Genomic DNA, 14938 nt, shown 5'->3' on the forward strand with positions numbered 1-14938 from the left:
ATGGATGACACTGGCCTAGCCTAGTGGAGGCCCCCGTCCGCTGATCACAGCAACAAGGGGGACGGACCATGTCATCCAATCACCTGCGCCACCCGGCGCGTCTCGCCGGCGCGCGTACACGCCGCGCTCTGCTGGCCGTCTCGGCCTCCCTGCCCATCCTGGCGGCCGCAGCCGCCCCAGCCCTGGCCGACGACGCCGAGGTCTCCGAGTTGGTGGTCACCGCCACCCCGATCCGTGACTCCATCGAGGCCTCGCTGGAGATCCAGAGGGCGTCGGACAACATCGTCAACGTCATCGCCTCCGACACGATCGGCCGCTTTCCCGACGCCACCGCGGCCGGCGCGCTCGCCCGCCTCCCCGGCGTCGGCGTTCAGCGCGACCAGGGCCAGGAGCGCTACATCCAGATCCGCGGGGCGCCCACCCGTTGGACCACCATGGCGCTGGACGGCGTCAACCTGATCGGCGCCGAAGACCGCATTTTCCGGTTCGACTCCGTGCCGGCCGCTCAGATCAGCCAGGTGGTGCTGAACAAGACCCTGCTACCGAACATGCCCGCCGAAGCCCTGGCTGGCCGGGTGAACATCGAGACCTTCTCGCCCCTGACCCTGCCGGGCTTCCATGGGTCGTTCGATGTGGGCGGCGGGTTCGTCGATATGGGCGATGGGCCGGTGAAGCAGTATTCCGGCCGCCTGTCCTGGTCCAACGGGACCTGGGGCGCCAGCCTGATCGGCTCCCACTACTCCTTCGAGCAGCACACCGACAATGACGAGCCGCGCTTCGACGACATCGGGCTCTCCTCGCTGCGATTCACCAAGTATGTGATCGAGCGGGTGACCGAGTCCTATTCCGCGAAATTGGAATACTCGCCCAGCGACGACCACTATATTTCACTCTCTCACCTGTCGACCGAGTTCGCCGACTACGAAGAGCGGAACTGGTACGTCTTCAGCTACGCCAACGCCTTCTCTGGCACGCGGAACTTTGAGACCGCGGATCTGGTCGGCGTCCCCATGACCGCCTCCTTCGCCTACGGGATCTACACCAATGGCGTGGTCTTCAACGTGCTGCACGGCGACCACCGCGTGGGCGCCTGGGATCTGAACTGGGACCTCGCCTACGCCACCACGGAGTTCAACAACTTCTACCCGAGCGTCGGCCAGACGACCTCAACGGCCACGTCGCGGCCTTCGATCGCCAACACCGTCTTCCTCCCGTCCATGAATGTGACCGTCAACGCGGTCTCCGGCGGCTTCCCCTACCACACGCTCTACGACACGGTTCTGGTCAATGGACAGCCGACCCGGGGCCAACAGCGCACCTCCATCAACCAGATGTCGCTGCCCGAATCCTTCGCCACCGAATCCACCAGCCGGCTTGAGACCGAGGCCTACACGGTGAAGTTCGACGCCAGCCGCGACTGGAACAGCTTCGGCGCCCTGGCCACTTTCAGCGCCGGCTTCCAGTTCGACGACCGGACGCAGGAAAACGACATCACCAACCTGGTCCGCCCGGACGGCAGCGTAGCCACAGGAAACCGCACCGGCTTCCCCCTGGAGACCAACGCCGCCCTGCTCGGTCTGCCCTGGGACATGAAGACCCTCTTTGGGACGACCCCCTGGGACCAGGACATGGATCGCGGCTTCACCGCCGTCCACATCGACACCCGCCGCATGCGCGATGGGGTGCTGGCCCTGATGGACGCCGCGCGCGTCGCCAACGCCGCTGGAACCGGCAATTTCGCCGTCTATGATATCGACCGGAAGCTCAGCAACACCGTCGACGAGAAGATCGCCTCCGCCTACGCCATGAACCGCTGGAAGTGGGATCGTCACACCCTCACCGGCGGCGTCCGGGTAGAGCGCACGGAGACCGCGTCTGATGGTCTGGCCAATGTGGGCGGAACCCTGGTCCCCCTCAACTTCTCGTCGGAAGTCACCCACGTCTTTCCGAGCCTGCACTACGGCTTCGACTATTCGGACAATCTGAAACTCCGCGCCGCCTTCATCACCGGCGCCGCCCGCCCCAGCATGAACTGGCAGCGCGCGACGGTGACGGTGAACGACACCAGCGAAACCCTTTCTGGCGGCAACCCCTTCCTCGTGCCGGAAAGGGCCTACGGGGTAGATCTCTCGGCCGAGTGGTACTTCGCCCCCGCCGCCCTGATGGCGGTCAGCTTCTTTCATCGCGAAGTGGAAGACGTCCTGTTCAGCGCCTCGCGGATCGTTGGGGACGCCAGCTACAACTTCAACGGCGTGGACCGGAGCGGCTACACCCTGTCCTCGTTCCAGAACGGTCGAAATGGCCATCTGACGGGCCTGGAGTTCGTCTACACCCAGCCCTGGACCTTCCTGCCGGGCCTGCTGTCGGGCTTGGGCTTCCAGGGCAGCGTGTCGTTCACCAAGGGCGAGTTCGAAACCCCCGATGGCGAGACGGTGGAGTTCCCGGGCACCTCTGACCGGATCACCAGCGCGACCCTCTTCTATGAAAAACACGGCATTTCCAGCCGCCTGACCTGGCAGCATCGGACCGACTGGCTGGACGAGGTCTTCCCGTCCGGATCGTCGGCCAATTCCAACCTCTACTGGGATGAAAGCCAGCGATTGGACCTGTCGGTTCGCTATCAGGTCAACGACACCTTCTCGGTCTTCCTGGACGCCAACAACCTGACCAATGAGCAGGGCGTGCGCTACCAGGGCCGTGAAGACCGTCCCTATGAGGTCGAAGGCTTTGGCCGGAAGTATCTCCTGGGCGTCCGCGCCTCCTTCTAAACACCTTGTCCTAGACTGGCCATGCGCAGGCGCGGCCAGTCCCAGGCGGAAGCACAGGCGTCTCGGCCATGCCGGGGCGCCCTTTCTTTGACGGCGCTATCGGTCCAGATCGGGCCAGGTCAGCCAGCATGAGGGCGTGACCGGAGGGAACCCAGGGCCAGATGATTGAGCCCGGCGGCGATGGCGTTCAGGTCACCGCCCGACAGCAGTCCGGAGCCTGGCCAGCGATCCGCCGCCCACACTCGCCCTCGAGTTTCCAGGTGTCGAGGGCGTCGATCCGCATGGGCCTCAGGCCGCCCGGGCGCCGTTGGTCCAGACGCCTCGGACCAGAGGCAGACCGCCGGCGAGCCGCACTCTCAGCAAATCGGCCCGCTGGCCGGGGGCGATTTCGCCACGGTCAGACAGGCCGACCGCCCGGGCGGGGGCGGCGGTGACCAGGGCTGCGGCCCGCGAGAGGCTCCAGCCAAAAGGCTCGCGGGTCATGGCGAAGGCGCACTCCACCAGACTGCGCGGCACATAGTCCGAGGCGAAGGCGTCCAGCAGGTCAGCCTCGGCCAACTCAGCGGCCGGGACGTTGCCGGAATAGGAACCGCCGCGGATCAGGTTGGGGCCGCCCATGACCACCACCATGCCCCGCGCCCGCGCCCGATGGGCGGCCTCGGCCGTGACCGGGAACTCAGCCACGGTCGCGCCAAGCGCCGCGGCCTCATCAATGTGCTCGAGGCTCTCATCATCGTGGCTGGCCAGGGGGATCTGACGGTCCCGCGCCATCTGCGCCACATGCCGACGGTTGTCATTGGCGTTGCGGGCCTGGCGGTCCCGCACCTGGGCCAGCCGGTCGAGGGCGGCCGCCTCGCTCATGCCGCCCGCCTGCCAGTTGGCCAGGTGCTTTTCGAGGTTGCGATACTGCCGCTGGCCCGGGGTGTGATCCATCAGCGAGAACAGCGAGGTCATCGGATGATCGGCCATCACCTCCAGGCGGCTACGCAGATCATCGGCGGTGGTCTCGCAGCGCCAGTGGATCCTGTGATCGGCCCGCAGCATGCCCTGGCCTTCCGCCGCATGCAGGCCATCGACCAGGCGTTTCAGATTGTCGGTGTTGCGCGCCGCCGATGGATTGAAGGAGCCCAGGGTCAGGGAGTTGAGCACCGTGGTCACCCCCACCGAGAGGCCACAGCCGTCATGGGTCACCGCCGCCGAGACCGGGTTCCAGTCGATATTGGGCCGGGGGAAATAGTGCTTTTCCAGGCTGTCGGTGTGCAGGTCGACGACCCCGGGCATCAGGACATCGCCCTCAAAGTCCTCCCCGACCTCGCCGCCCCCCCGGTCCACCTGGACGATGACGCCGTCGCGCACCAGAACCGATCCGATGAAGTCATCTTCGCCCGTGACCACACGGGCGTTTCGAAACGCCAGTTCCACACTCTTCTCCTGGAAAACTTGAGACAATCAGTCCCGCTCTGGGTCCTGGAAGATGATTTCGATCTCCGCGGTGGAGCGGGATTCCCCGAACTCCAGCGGGCGGCCCAGACCATCGACATTGAGGTATTTGCGGATCAGCAGCGGGACGTGCCGAGGGACGTGCAGTTGCTCGGCCTCCTGCGGGGTGGGCAGGCGCGCTGATATGGAGGTTTTTCGCCGCGTATAGTCGGGCACGCCGCTGTCGCGCAGGGTCTGGGTGATGGTGCCGCGGACCTTGTACATCTCGATGAAGGTCGGGAAGCGTTCGAAGCTGAAGTGGTGAAGGCCAAGCGCCGTCGGCTCGCCATCGACGAAACGTCGCCGCTCCATGAAGATCACCGGCGCGCCGATCTTCAGGCCCAGGGCCTCGGCCACCGGACTGGTCGCCGGACGAACCTCCAGCTTGATGATCTGGGTGGTCGGCTCCGCGCCGCTTCTCAGGACCGCCTCGGTGAAGCGGGGCCGCTTCTGGAGCCGCGCCGGACGCGAGGGCCGGCGCACGAAGCTGCCCCGTCCCTGGGTCGACTCCACGATCCCCTTTTCCTGCAGGTCAGACAGGGCGCGGCGCACCGTGTGGCGGTTGACCATGAACTGGCGCGAAAGCTCGTGTTCGGTCGGTAACTTATCGCCGGGCGTCAGCTCACGCGACCGGATCTGCTGTTCCAGGGACTGGGCGATCTCGCGCCACAACGGCATTCCACCTGACATTCCACCACCTCGTGATCAGTCTACGTCGGATGTCCTAGACAAGTTTTACTACTGTAAAATAAGTTTCATACTTGGCTTGTTGTCGTCAATTGGGCTTTCGAATACCCAATGCATAGGACGAATACAACATTTTACTTACTTGTCGAGGTGAGGGATGCAGGTTGACCCGGTCAACGAGACGGCGAGCGAAGAGCGCCGCCAGTGGTTGTCCATCCTGGCCAAGGCGCAGCCCGACGAGGTCAGCGCAGCCTGGGACACCCTTGCCCAGCCGCCGGCCTATTCGGCGCTCCGCGCGCCGGAGACCGGCCTGGTTCTGGTGCGGGGCCGCATGGGCGGCGCCGGCGACGCCTTCAACATGGGCGAGATGACTGTCACCCGCGCCGCGGTGCGGCTGGAGAGCGGCGAGACCGGCATCGGCTACGTCGCCGGCCGCGACCGTCGCCACGCTGAACTGGCCGCGGCCGTTGACGCCATGATGCAGGCTCCGGCCCTTCGCCCGGTGGTCGAGGGCGCCGTGGTCGCCAAGCTGGCCCGCGCCCAGGCCGAGCGCCGCGACACCACCGCCCGCAAGGCGGCGGCCACCAAGGTCGACTTTTTCACCATGGTTCGCACCCGAGGCCCCCAATGAGCGTCGCCACCCTCGATCTCAGCCGCATCGCCCCGGCCTTCGCCGATCCGGTTCGTGAGAGCCAGGCGGTGTTCCGCGAAGTCATGGAATGCATGGCCCGGCCCGGCCGCATCACCCGCTTCGACCGCGCCCCCGACGCCCCGAACGGTCTCAGCAAGGCCGCGGGCGCCGTGGCCCTGACCCTGTTCGACTTCGAGACCCTGGTCTGGCTCGATCCGGCGCTGGCCGACTCAGAGGCCGAGGCCTGGCTCCGCTTCCACTGCGGCTGCCCGCTCACGACGAAGGCTCAGGAGGCGGCTTTCGCCATCGTCACCGACGCGGCCAAGGCCCCGAACCTGGCCGCCTTCAGTCAGGGCGACGCCAAGTACCCCGACCGCTCCACCACGGTGATCCTGCAGGTTGCGTCCCTCGAGGGCGGCCCCACGGTGACCCTCAGCGGTCCGGGCATCCAGACCACCACCGACATCGCGCCCCAGGGCCTGCCCCAGGACTTCTGGACGCAGATCGAGACCAACCAGGCGCAGTTCCAGTTCGGCGTGGACGTTCTGCTGGTCGCTGGCGACCAGCTGCTCGCCCTGCCGCGCACCACCACCGCTCAGATCAAGGGAGGCTGACATGGCCTACGTTTCCGTCAAAGGCGGCGAGAAGGCGATCACCCACGCGCACCAGTGGCTGGCCGAAGATCGCCGTGGCGATCCTGGCGTCAGTGAGCTGGAGGTGGCGCAGGTTCGCGAACAGCTGTCGCTGGCCGTCGACCGGGTGATGAGCGAAGGCTCCTGCTACGACCGCGACCTGGCCGCCCTGGCCATCAAGCAGGCCCGCGGCGACCTGCCCGAGGCCATCTTCCTGCTGCGGGCCTATCGCACCACCCTGCCCCGCTTCGGCGCCTCCCTGCCCGTGGAGACCGAGGCCATGGCGGTGCGTCGCCGCGTCTCGGCGGCCTTCAAGGACATTCCCGGCGGCCAGGTGCTTGGCCCCACCTTCGACTACACCCACCGCCTGCTGGACTTCGCCCTGGCGGCTGAAGGCGGCGTGGCGCCTGAGCCCGCGCCCCAGGCCGAGGAGCCCCAGGCCTATCCCATGCCCAACATCGCCTCGGTGTTCCGCCATGAGGATCTGCTGGAGCACGACGTCCGCGCCGACGAGGGGCCTGAGCCCTACGACCTGACCCGCGAGCCGATGAAGTTCCCGGCCGACCGCGACCAGCGCCTGCAGGCCCTGGCCCGCGGCGACGAGGGCTTCCTGCTCAGCCTGGCCTATTCCTCGCAGCGCGGCTGGGGCTCAACCCACCCCCTCTGCGGCGAGATCCGCATGGGTGAGGTGGCCGTGGAATTCGTGCCTGACGAGCTGGGCTTCGCCATCGAGATCGGCGAGGTCACCCTGACCGAATGCACCATGCTGTCGGGCTTCGCAGGCTCGGCCGAGCGTCCGCCGCAATATACCCGCGGCTATGGCCTGACCTTCGGCCATTGCGAGCGCAAGGCCATGAGCATGGCCATCGTCGACCGCGCCCTGCGTCACCGCGAAGTGGGCGAACAGGCCGACGCCCCGGTCCAGGACGAGGAGTTCGTCCTCTACCACTCCGACAATGTGGAAGCCTCGGGCTTCGTGCAGCACCTGAAGCTGCCCCACTACGTCGACTTCCAGGCCGACCTGCAACTGATCCGCCGGCTCCGCAAGGAGCACTTCGAGCGCCGCGCCGCCCTGAAGGAAGCCGCAGAATGAGTACGCCCGTCCCGGCTCGCGCCAATGCGCCCGAGCGCTATTACAACTACGCCTATCTCGACGAGCAGACGAAGCGGATGATCCGCCGCTCGATCCTCAAGGCCCTGGCCATCCCCGGATACCAGGTGCCCTTCGGCTCGCGGGAAATGCCCGTGCCCTATGGATGGGGCACTGGCGGCATCCAGCTGACCGCGGCGATCATCGGCCCCGACGATGTCTACAAGTGCATCGATCAGGGCGCCGACGACACCACCAACGCTGTCTCCATCCGCCGCTTCTTCGCCAATGTGGCCGACGTGGCCACCACCGAGGACACTGGGGAGGCGACCATCATCCAGACCCGCCACCGGATCCCGGAAAAGCCCCTGAAAGCAGGCCAGGTGCTGATCTATCAGGTGCCGCAGCCCGAGCCCCTGCGCGGCCTGGAGGCCCGGGAGACAGAGACCCGCGCCATGCACGCCTATGAGGAATACGGCCTGCAGTACGTCTCGCTCTATGAGAACATCTCGGCCTATGGGCGCATCGCCGCCACCGCCGGCTATCCGGTGATGGTGGAGGAGCGCTACCTGATGTCGCCCTCGCCGATCCCCAAGTTCGACAATCCGAAAATGGCCCAGAACGAGGCGGTCATGCTGTTCGGCGCCGGCCGGGAGAAGCGCATCTACGCCGTGCCGCCCTTCACCCGCGTCCGCAGCCTGGACTTCGAGGACTACCCCTTCGAGACCCAGACCTGGGAAGAGACCTGCGCCCTGTGCGGGGCCAAGGATTCCTATCTCGACGAGGTCATCCTCGATGACGCCGGCGACAAGATGTTCGTCTGCTCCGACAGCCACCACTGCGCCGAACGCCGCGCGGCCGGCCATGTCGGCCCCATGGCCGGCCACACCCTGGATCAGGACGCCGCCCTGCAGGAGCCCGCCCAATGAACGCCATCCCTGGCAGAATTGCGCCTGCCCCGCTGCTGAGCGTCGAGGGCCTGACCAAGTGGTACGGCCACGTGCTGGGCTGCCGCGATGTGGCCTTCGACCTGCGTCCCGGCGAGGTGTTGGGCATCGTCGGTGAGAGCGGATCGGGCAAGACCACCCTGCTCAACTGCATCTCCGGCAAGCTGACGCCCACCTCCGGCGAGGTCCGCTTCGACACCCGCCGCTTCGGCCTGACCGACATCTACCGCCTGTCCGAACCCGACCGCCGCCGGATGCAGCGGGAGGAATGGGGCTTCGTCCACCAGAACCCCCGCGATGGCCTGCGCATGCGGGTCTCCGGCGGGGCCAATGTGGCCGAGCCGCTGATGAACCTGGGCGCCCGCCACTATGGAAAGATGCGTCAGTCCACTATCGACTGGCTGGACCGGGTCGAACTCGACACCCGTCGCATCGACGACAAGCCGCGCAACTTCTCCGGCGGCATGCAGCAGCGGATCCAGGTGGCCCGCAACCTGATCCACGGCCCGCGCCTGGTGTTCATGGATGAGCCCACCGGCGGTCTCGACGTCTCGGTCCAGGCCCGCCTGCTCGACCTGCTGCGTGAACTGGTCCGCGATCTGGGCCTGGCGGTGATTATCGTCACCCACGACATGGCCGTGGCCCGCCTGATGGCCGACCGCCTGATGGTCATGAAGGGCGGCGAGGTGGTGGAAACCGGCCTGACCGACCAGGTGCTGGACGATCCCCAGCATCCCTACACCCAGCTCCTCGTCTCCTCCGTCCTGCAGATCTAGAGCCATGACCGACAAACCCCTGATCATCGTCGAAGACCTGGCCAAGACCTTCGTTCTGCACAATGCGGAGCAGGCTACCATCCCGGTCTTCCAGGACCTGACCCTGCAGGTCGCCGCCGGCGAATGCGTGGTGCTGGCCGGAGAGTCCGGCGTCGGCAAGTCCACCCTCATGCGCTCCATCTTCGGCAACTATCTGCCGACCCAAGGGGCGGTGAAGGTCTGGCATGACGGCGCCTATGTGGACATCACGAGGGCCAATCCCCACGAGGTGCTGGAGGTCCGCCGCCGGACCCTGGGCTATGTCTCCCAGTTCCTGCGGGTCATCCCCCGGGTGCCGACCCTGCAGCTGGTGATGGAGCCCCTGCTGGAGAACGGCGTCGCGTTCGACGAGGCCAAGGACCGGGCCAGCGAGCTGCTTTCGGCGCTCCGCCTGCCCCAGGCCCACTGGGACCTGCCGCCGGCCACCTTCTCCGGCGGCGAGCAGCAGCGGGTGAACATCGCCCGCAGCTTCATCCGGAAGTATCCGGTCCTGCTGCTCGACGAGCCCACCGCCTCCCTGGATGCGGAGAACCGGGCCATCGTCGTGCGGCTGATCAACGAGGCCCTGGCCGAGGGCGCGGCCATGATCGGCATCTTCCACGATCTCGACGTTCGCGACGCCGTGGCCAGCCGGCTGTTTGAGGTGTCCCAGTTCAAGGCGGCCGCCTGACCATGACCGAGACCCGCATCTTCTCCGACCAGGTGATCACGCCCTCAGGCCAGATCGCCGCCGAACTGATCCTCCGCGACGGCGTCATCGCCGCCGTGGAGGCCCGGGACGCCTGCCCAGCAGGCGCGCTGGACTGGACCGGCGACGTGCTGGTCGCCGGCCTGATCGACATCCACACCGACAATCTGGAAAAGCACTACCAGCCCCGCCCTGGCGCCCTGTGGGACGCCTATGGGGCGGCGCTGGCCCACGACGGCCAGTGCGTCACCGCCGGCATCACCACCGTGCTGGACTCCCTCAGCCTGCATGGGCGCAAGGATGGCCTGGACCGCAAGGACGCGCTCGGCCCCATGATCGCCGGCATGGACCAGGCGCAGACCGACGGCGCCCTGCGCGCCGACCACCTGCTGCACCTGCGCTGCGAGGTGACCAATCCCGAACTGCTCACCCTGCTGGAGCCCCACGCCGACAATCCGCGGCTGAAGCTGCTGTCGGTCATGGACCACACGCCGGGCCAGCGGCAGACCGCCAATGTGGAGCGCCTCCAGGCCCGCATGGTGGCGGCCGGTCGCAGCGCAGACGAGATCGAAGAGATCATGGCCCGCCGCCATGCCGGCCGCGATCCCGGTGTCGCCTATGACAACCGCCGTAAGGTGGTGGCGTTCGCCCGGGAATACGGCGTGCCGCTCGCCGCCCATGACGACGAAACCCTGGAGCATGTGGAAGAGGCCCATGACGACGGCTGCATCATCGCGGAGTTTCCCGTCACCCTGACCGCGGCCCGCAAGGCCAAGGAACTGGGCATGTTCGTGGCCATGGGCGCGCCGAACTTCGTGCGCGGCGGCTCGCATTCAGGCAATCTGTCGGCCCGTGAGAGCGCCCAGGCCGGCGTGCTCGACATCCTCGCCTCGGACTATGTGCCCCTCTCCATGCTGCGCTCCGCCTTCATGCTGATCGACGACCTCGGCTGGGCGCCGCAGGACGCCATGGCCACGGTCAGCGCGGCGCCGGCCCGCAGCCTAGGGCTCAAGGATCGCGGCGAGATCGTCGTCGGCCAGCGCGCCGACCTGGTTCGCGTCTCCCGCCGCAGCCAGGGCTGGCCCGTCCCGGTGGAAGTCTGGCGCCAAGGCGTCCGCGTGGCATGAGCCCCCGCTACGCCGTCTATTACGCGCCTGATCCGCAAGGGGACCTCTGGGACCTGGCCTGCGCCTGGCTCGGCCGCGATCCGCATCGCAAGGTGGATTGCGTCCGGCCGGCCACGCCGGCGCTCGCCGACCTCGACCTGGACGCCTTGACCGCCAGTCCTCGGGGCTATGGCTTCCACGCGACGCTGAAGGCGCCGTTCGAACTGGCGGACGGGGCCAGCGAGCGGGACCTGCTGGATTTCGCCGAAGGCTTCGCCAGCCAGTGGACCGCCTTCGAGGCCTTGATTTCCCCCCAGGCGCTGGGCCGCTTCCTGGCCTTCCGGCTTAATGATCCCTGCCCGGCCATGGACGCCCTGGCCGAGGCCTGCGTTCGCGACTTCGACCCGTTCCGCGCGCCCCTGTCGGAGGCCGACATCGCCCGTCGCCGCAAGGCGAACCTGACGCCGGCCCAGGACGCCCGGATGCTGGAGTGGGGCTATCCCTACATCTTCGATGACTTCCGCTTCCACATGACACTGACCAGCGGAATCGCCGATGACACGGTGCGCGCCCGGGTGCTGGAGACCCTCTCGCAATTGTTCGCCTATGTGACAGGCCCACACCGCTTTGACAGCGTCGCCATCTACCGTCAGGCCGACCGCGACGCGCCGTTCGAGGTGATGTCGCGCTTCGGCTTCGCCGTTGAGCGGGCGGCGGTCTAGAACTTGTCGCCGCGCATGACCTCGACGTCAGAGACAGCCGCCACCCCAGGATAATCGGCGAAGAAGTCGGCCAGACGGGTCAGGACCCGGTCGGCCACCTCGGTGGTCACCAGGGCATAGATCAGCCGCTTTTCCTGGCCCGGCGTGAAGTCGCCGCTACGCCATTCGCCGCTGTCGCCGCTGCCCGCCAGACTGGGCAGCACGGTCCAGCCCCGCACCCCGGCCTCGGCGAGGAAGGCCTCCACCCGCCGCAGCACCGGCGCCTCAACGATGATTTCCAGCTTCTTCCGTTTCGACAGTTGCATGGATCTCACCCGAAGAGGGCGGCGGTCGCCGCCGTGTAGAGGGGAATGCCAAAGACCAGGTTGAACGGGAAGGTCACCGCCAGGGACAGGGTCAGATAGACGCCGGGATCAGCGTCCGGCAGGGCGATCCGCATGGCGGCCGGTACGGCGATATAGGAGGCGCTGGCCGCCAGGATAGCCAGGACCGCCGCATTGCCCGGCGACAGTCCAAGGAGCAATGACAGGCCCAGCGACAGCACTGAGGAGGCCAGCGGCATGAGGATCGCAAAGGCGACCAGCGGCAGGGTCAGCGACCGCGCCGCGCTGAGCCGCCGGGCCGCCACCAGCCCCATGTCCAGCAGGAAGAGCACCAGCACCCCCTGGAAGACCGGGCCGACAAAGACCTCCATCTTGCTCATGCCCGCATCGCCGCTGAGCAGCCCCACCAGGAAGGCGCCGATCAGCAGGACCACCGACCCGTTCAGCGCCACCTCACGGAACAGCTCACCGCGCAGGCCCTGCCGGCCGGCCGCGCCGCCGCCCGCCAGGATCAGGGCCGAGAGAATGGCCGGGGTCTCCATCAGCGCCACGACCGCGACCATGTAGCCTCCGAAAGGCACGCCGCTGACCCGCAGGAACTCCGTGCCGGCCACGAAGGTGACGATGGACACCGAGCCATAGTGGGCCGCCGTGGCCGCCGCCGTCGTCCGGTCCAGGCGGCTGATTAGCCGCAGGACGCCGAAGGCGAGGATCGGGATGCCGAAGCTGAGGGTCAGGCCGACGCCAGCCGCCTTGAGAAAGTCCGCGCTCAGGCCCGCTCGCGCAGCCTCCACGCCGCCCTTGAAGCCAATGGACAACATCAGCACCAGGGCCAGAGTCTTGGCTGCGCCCTCCGGCACGGTCAGGTCGGACTTGAACCACCCGGCGCCGAAGCCCAGCAGGAAGAACAGGATGGCTGGCGTCAGCAGGTTGGTCAGGGCCAGTTGCAGCGACTCGACCACGGGCGGCTCCAAGGGTTCAGGGACCAGCCCTCATAGCAGAACCATCAACGGGCTCCAGGCTCAACTGGCTCTCAGAATGGCGCTCATCATCGCCATGACGCCGGCCTCGCGGGAGCTGTCATTGCGCAGCACGATCACATCATCGCCGGCGATACTGTAGGCCCGGGCGCGGGCGATGCGGTCGGCGATCTCGGCCTCCGTCTCCCGGCCGCGGCGACGCAGGCGTTCGGCGAGTTGTTCGGGATCGGCGGTGACCGAGACGACGCGAACCCCGCCAAAACGCCGTCGGGCCTCGTCGATCACGCCGCGGGATACATTGGCGACAACCCGGCGGCCCAGGGCCAGATCCTGCAGGATGTCCACCGGCACGCCGTAGGAAAGGCCGTGGGCCCGCCAGAACAGCGCATAGTCGCCGGCCGCCTCGCGACGCTGGAAGTCAGCCTCGCTGACCGGCTGGTGGTCTTCGCCCCCGGCCTCGGCCGGGCGGGTAATGTCGCGGCGGACGAAGACGACGGCGGGATTGTCGGCCAGGGCCGCCCGGGCCCCGTCGATCAGGGTGTCCTTGCCGACCCCTGAAGGGCCGACCACCAGCACCAGCAGGCCGGCCTCAGGCGTACTTTTCGACGAAGGCCTCAGCGTCGAGGGCGCGGAAGTCGTCGAGGGCGTCAGCGAGGCGTTCATGATCCCAGTCCCACCAAGCGATCGCGAGAAGGCCGTCCTGCACCGCCTTGGGGAAGCGCTCACGGATCGGCTTGGACGGCACCCCGCCCACAATCGTGAACGGGGCCACATCCTTGGACACCACCGCGCCGGCCCCGACAACCGCGCCGGTGCCCACGGTGACGCCGGGCAGCACGGTCACCCCGTGGCCCAGCCACACGTCATGGCCCAGGGTCACGGTATGGGACCGCCGCCACTCAAAGAAGTCCTGGTCGTCCTCGTCCCCAAGCTCATAGGAGATGGCCCGATAGCTGAAGTGATGCTGGGCCGCCTTCCAGGTCGGGTGGTTGCCCGGATTGATCCGCACGTCCCGGGCGATGGAGCAGAACTTGCCGATCTCGGCATAGGCTGCGCTGGAGTCGTTCACGATATAGCTGAACGTCCCCATGGCGGTTTCCGACAGGCTGGTGCGCGCGCCCACCCGGCACCAAGGGCCAAGGATGCTGTCATGCACCTGGGCCTGGGCGCTGATGGCGGGTTCAGGCCCCCCCGTCTTCTCGGCGGGTTCGGCCGGCGGCGTGAAACGCTCAAAATAGCGATAGCCCGGCGACAGGGGCCGGTCGGCGAGTCTCAGACCCATCAGGCGGCGGCCACGGCCTGGGTGGCGAAGGCCCGCCCGGCGCGGCCGGTGCGCACGCCATAGATCCTGTCGACCACATCTGGCGTCAGGCCCGAAGGGGCGCCGTCATAGATGATCTTGCCCTTAGACATGCCGATAATGCGCGTGCAATAGCGCCGGGCGATGTCCAGGCTGTGAAGGTTGACGATGACGGGGATGCCCCGCTCACGGCACACATCCTCGAGCGCCTCCATCACCACCTCGGTGTTGATGGGATCGAGAGAAGCCACTGGCTCATCGGCCAGCAGCATGTCCGGCTCCTGCAGCATGGCCCGGGCGATGGCCACCCGCTGTTGTTGTCCGCCAGACAGGGTCGCGGCCCTCTGCAGCGCCGCCTGGGCCATGTCCAGACGGTCGAGCTCCAGGATGGCGCGGGCGCGGTCCTCCGCGGGGAAGATCTTGAGCAGAGACGTGGCCGTCGGTCGTTCGGCCAGGACGCCCACCAGTACATTGGTGATCACATCCAGGCGCGGACAGAGATTGAACTGCTGGAAAATCATCGCGCAGCGGCGGCGCCAGCGGCGCAGCGGCTTGCCCCTCAGCCTGCCCACATCCTCGCCGTCCCAGAGGATCTGCCCCGAGGTGGGCTCAGCCAGACGGTTTATCATGCGCAACAGGGTCGATTTGCCGGCGCCCGAGCGCCCGATCACCCCGATGAACTCGCCGCGGTCGCATCTGAAGGACACGCCGTCGACGGCGCTGACCTCCCCGAACCGCTTGGTCACGTTGCGCAGCTCCAGCATCCTGCC

General features: G+C 67.4%; 16 protein-coding genes. 9 read left to right on the top strand and 7 right to left on the bottom strand.

Annotated features, from left to right (window positions below; all coding sequences use genetic code 11):
• The first annotated feature begins 68 nt into the window (after positions 1-68).
• Positions 69-2768 carry a TonB-dependent receptor gene (locus Q7V15_RS11175; RefSeq protein WP_304755642.1) on the top strand — a complete coding sequence of 900 codons (2700 nt, stop codon included), beginning with the start codon at positions 69-71 and terminating at the stop codon, positions 2766-2768.
• A gap of 288 nt (positions 2769-3056) precedes the next feature.
• Here Q7V15_RS11175 and Q7V15_RS11180 read toward each other — a convergent pair whose 3' ends face one another.
• Both Q7V15_RS11180 and phnF read right to left on the bottom strand, forming a co-directional pair.
• Positions 3057-4190, bottom strand: a complete 1134-nt coding sequence (locus tag Q7V15_RS11180; protein WP_304755643.1) for an alpha-D-ribose 1-methylphosphonate 5-triphosphate diphosphatase — start codon at positions 4188-4190, stop codon at positions 3057-3059.
• Between the two features lie 27 nt (positions 4191-4217).
• Positions 4218-4925 carry a phosphonate metabolism transcriptional regulator PhnF gene (gene phnF, locus Q7V15_RS11185; RefSeq protein WP_304755644.1) on the bottom strand — a complete coding sequence of 236 codons (708 nt, stop codon included), beginning with the start codon at positions 4923-4925 and terminating at the stop codon, positions 4218-4220.
• 166 nt (positions 4926-5091) lie between these two features.
• Between phnF and phnG the strand changes: the two genes are divergently transcribed.
• From phnG to Q7V15_RS11225, 8 genes are read left to right on the top strand one after another with little or no spacing between them, the layout of a single operon-like run.
• Positions 5092-5565: a phosphonate C-P lyase system protein PhnG gene (phnG, locus tag Q7V15_RS11190; RefSeq protein ID WP_304755645.1), complete on the top strand. Its 474-nt coding sequence runs from the start codon at positions 5092-5094 to the stop codon at positions 5563-5565.
• Positions 5562-6179 carry a phosphonate C-P lyase system protein PhnH gene (phnH, locus tag Q7V15_RS11195; RefSeq protein ID WP_304755646.1) on the top strand — a complete coding sequence of 206 codons (618 nt, stop codon included), beginning with the start codon at positions 5562-5564 and terminating at the stop codon, positions 6177-6179. The genes phnG and phnH overlap by 4 nt, the downstream gene beginning before the upstream one ends.
• A 1-nt stretch (position 6180) precedes the next feature.
• Complete coding sequence (locus Q7V15_RS11200) at positions 6181-7290, top strand: carbon-phosphorus lyase complex subunit PhnI (RefSeq protein ID WP_304755647.1); 1110 nt, start codon at positions 6181-6183, stop codon at positions 7288-7290.
• Positions 7287-8216, top strand: coding sequence for an alpha-D-ribose 1-methylphosphonate 5-phosphate C-P-lyase PhnJ (locus Q7V15_RS11205; RefSeq protein WP_304755648.1), 930 nt, complete (start codon positions 7287-7289; stop codon positions 8214-8216). The genes Q7V15_RS11200 and Q7V15_RS11205 overlap by 4 nt, the downstream gene beginning before the upstream one ends.
• On the top strand, positions 8213-9010 hold the full coding sequence (gene phnK / locus Q7V15_RS11210) for a phosphonate C-P lyase system protein PhnK (protein ID WP_304755649.1): 798 nt from the start codon (positions 8213-8215) through the stop codon (positions 9008-9010). The genes Q7V15_RS11205 and phnK overlap by 4 nt, the downstream gene beginning before the upstream one ends.
• A 4-nt stretch (positions 9011-9014) precedes the next feature.
• Positions 9015-9719 carry a phosphonate C-P lyase system protein PhnL gene (phnL, locus tag Q7V15_RS11215; protein ID WP_304755650.1) on the top strand — a complete coding sequence of 235 codons (705 nt, stop codon included), beginning with the start codon at positions 9015-9017 and terminating at the stop codon, positions 9717-9719.
• Positions 9720-9721: 2 nt separating this feature from the next.
• Positions 9722-10864 (top strand): alpha-D-ribose 1-methylphosphonate 5-triphosphate diphosphatase, encoded by a 1143-nt coding sequence (locus Q7V15_RS11220; protein ID WP_304755651.1) that lies wholly within the window; start codon positions 9722-9724, stop codon positions 10862-10864.
• Complete coding sequence (locus tag Q7V15_RS11225) at positions 10861-11565, top strand: DUF1045 domain-containing protein (RefSeq protein ID WP_304755652.1); 705 nt, start codon at positions 10861-10863, stop codon at positions 11563-11565. The genes Q7V15_RS11220 and Q7V15_RS11225 overlap by 4 nt, the downstream gene beginning before the upstream one ends.
• On the opposite strand, the gene Q7V15_RS11230 is transcribed toward Q7V15_RS11225, so the two are convergent.
• Genes Q7V15_RS11230 through phnC form a run of 5 tightly spaced genes read right to left on the bottom strand, consistent with a single transcriptional unit; the run spans position 11562 to position 14932 of the window.
• A complete protein-coding gene (locus Q7V15_RS11230; RefSeq protein ID WP_304755653.1) occupies positions 11562-11870 on the bottom strand; it encodes a hypothetical protein in 309 nt (102 codons plus the stop codon). The genes Q7V15_RS11225 and Q7V15_RS11230 overlap by 4 nt on opposite strands.
• A 5-nt stretch (positions 11871-11875) precedes the next feature.
• Positions 11876-12850 carry a sodium-dependent bicarbonate transport family permease gene (locus Q7V15_RS11235; RefSeq protein WP_304755654.1) on the bottom strand — a complete coding sequence of 325 codons (975 nt, stop codon included), beginning with the start codon at positions 12848-12850 and terminating at the stop codon, positions 11876-11878.
• A 60-nt stretch (positions 12851-12910) separates the two neighbouring features.
• On the bottom strand, positions 12911-13531 hold the full coding sequence (gene phnN / locus Q7V15_RS11240) for a phosphonate metabolism protein/1,5-bisphosphokinase (PRPP-forming) PhnN (protein ID WP_304755655.1): 621 nt from the start codon (positions 13529-13531) through the stop codon (positions 12911-12913).
• Positions 13458-14150 carry a hypothetical protein gene (locus Q7V15_RS11245; protein ID WP_304755656.1) on the bottom strand — a complete coding sequence of 231 codons (693 nt, stop codon included), beginning with the start codon at positions 14148-14150 and terminating at the stop codon, positions 13458-13460. Before Q7V15_RS11245 ends, phnN begins: the two co-directional genes overlap by 74 nt.
• Entirely contained in the window at positions 14150-14932 is a 783-nt protein-coding gene (phnC, locus tag Q7V15_RS11250) for a phosphonate ABC transporter ATP-binding protein (protein ID WP_304755657.1), read from the bottom strand. The genes Q7V15_RS11245 and phnC overlap by 1 nt, the downstream gene beginning before the upstream one ends.
• Between the last annotated feature and the right edge of the window lie 6 nt (positions 14933-14938).

The organism is Phenylobacterium sp. (assembly GCF_030651755.1).
In the GTDB taxonomy this organism is placed as follows: domain Bacteria; phylum Pseudomonadota; class Alphaproteobacteria; order Caulobacterales; family Caulobacteraceae; genus Phenylobacterium.

Excerpts from the sequence above, each read along its gene's own strand:
- Q7V15_RS11175 (WP_304755642.1), top strand. The coding sequence starts at position 69 with ATGTCATCCAATCACCTGCGCCACCCGGCGCGTCTCGCCGGCGCGCGT.
- phnF (WP_304755644.1), bottom strand. The coding sequence starts at position 4,925 with ATGCCGTTGTGGCGCGAGATCGCCCAGTCCCTGGAACAGCAGATCCGG.
- phnG (WP_304755645.1), top strand. The coding sequence starts at position 5,092 with ATGCAGGTTGACCCGGTCAACGAGACGGCGAGCGAAGAGCGCCGCCAG.
- phnH (WP_304755646.1), top strand. The coding sequence starts at position 5,562 with ATGAGCGTCGCCACCCTCGATCTCAGCCGCATCGCCCCGGCCTTCGCC.
- Q7V15_RS11200 (WP_304755647.1), top strand. The coding sequence starts at position 6,181 with ATGGCCTACGTTTCCGTCAAAGGCGGCGAGAAGGCGATCACCCACGCG.
- Q7V15_RS11205 (WP_304755648.1), top strand. The coding sequence starts at position 7,287 with ATGAGTACGCCCGTCCCGGCTCGCGCCAATGCGCCCGAGCGCTATTAC.
- phnK (WP_304755649.1), top strand. The coding sequence starts at position 8,213 with ATGAACGCCATCCCTGGCAGAATTGCGCCTGCCCCGCTGCTGAGCGTC.
- phnL (WP_304755650.1), top strand. The coding sequence starts at position 9,015 with ATGACCGACAAACCCCTGATCATCGTCGAAGACCTGGCCAAGACCTTC.
- Q7V15_RS11220 (WP_304755651.1), top strand. The coding sequence starts at position 9,722 with ATGACCGAGACCCGCATCTTCTCCGACCAGGTGATCACGCCCTCAGGC.
- Q7V15_RS11225 (WP_304755652.1), top strand. The coding sequence starts at position 10,861 with ATGAGCCCCCGCTACGCCGTCTATTACGCGCCTGATCCGCAAGGGGAC.
- Q7V15_RS11230 (WP_304755653.1), bottom strand. The coding sequence starts at position 11,870 with ATGCAACTGTCGAAACGGAAGAAGCTGGAAATCATCGTTGAGGCGCCG.
- phnN (WP_304755655.1), bottom strand. The coding sequence starts at position 13,531 with ATGAACGCCTCGCTGACGCCCTCGACGACTTCCGCGCCCTCGACGCTG.
- Q7V15_RS11245 (WP_304755656.1), bottom strand. The coding sequence starts at position 14,150 with ATGGGTCTGAGACTCGCCGACCGGCCCCTGTCGCCGGGCTATCGCTAT.
- phnC (WP_304755657.1), bottom strand. The coding sequence starts at position 14,932 with ATGCTGGAGCTGCGCAACGTGACCAAGCGGTTCGGGGAGGTCAGCGCC.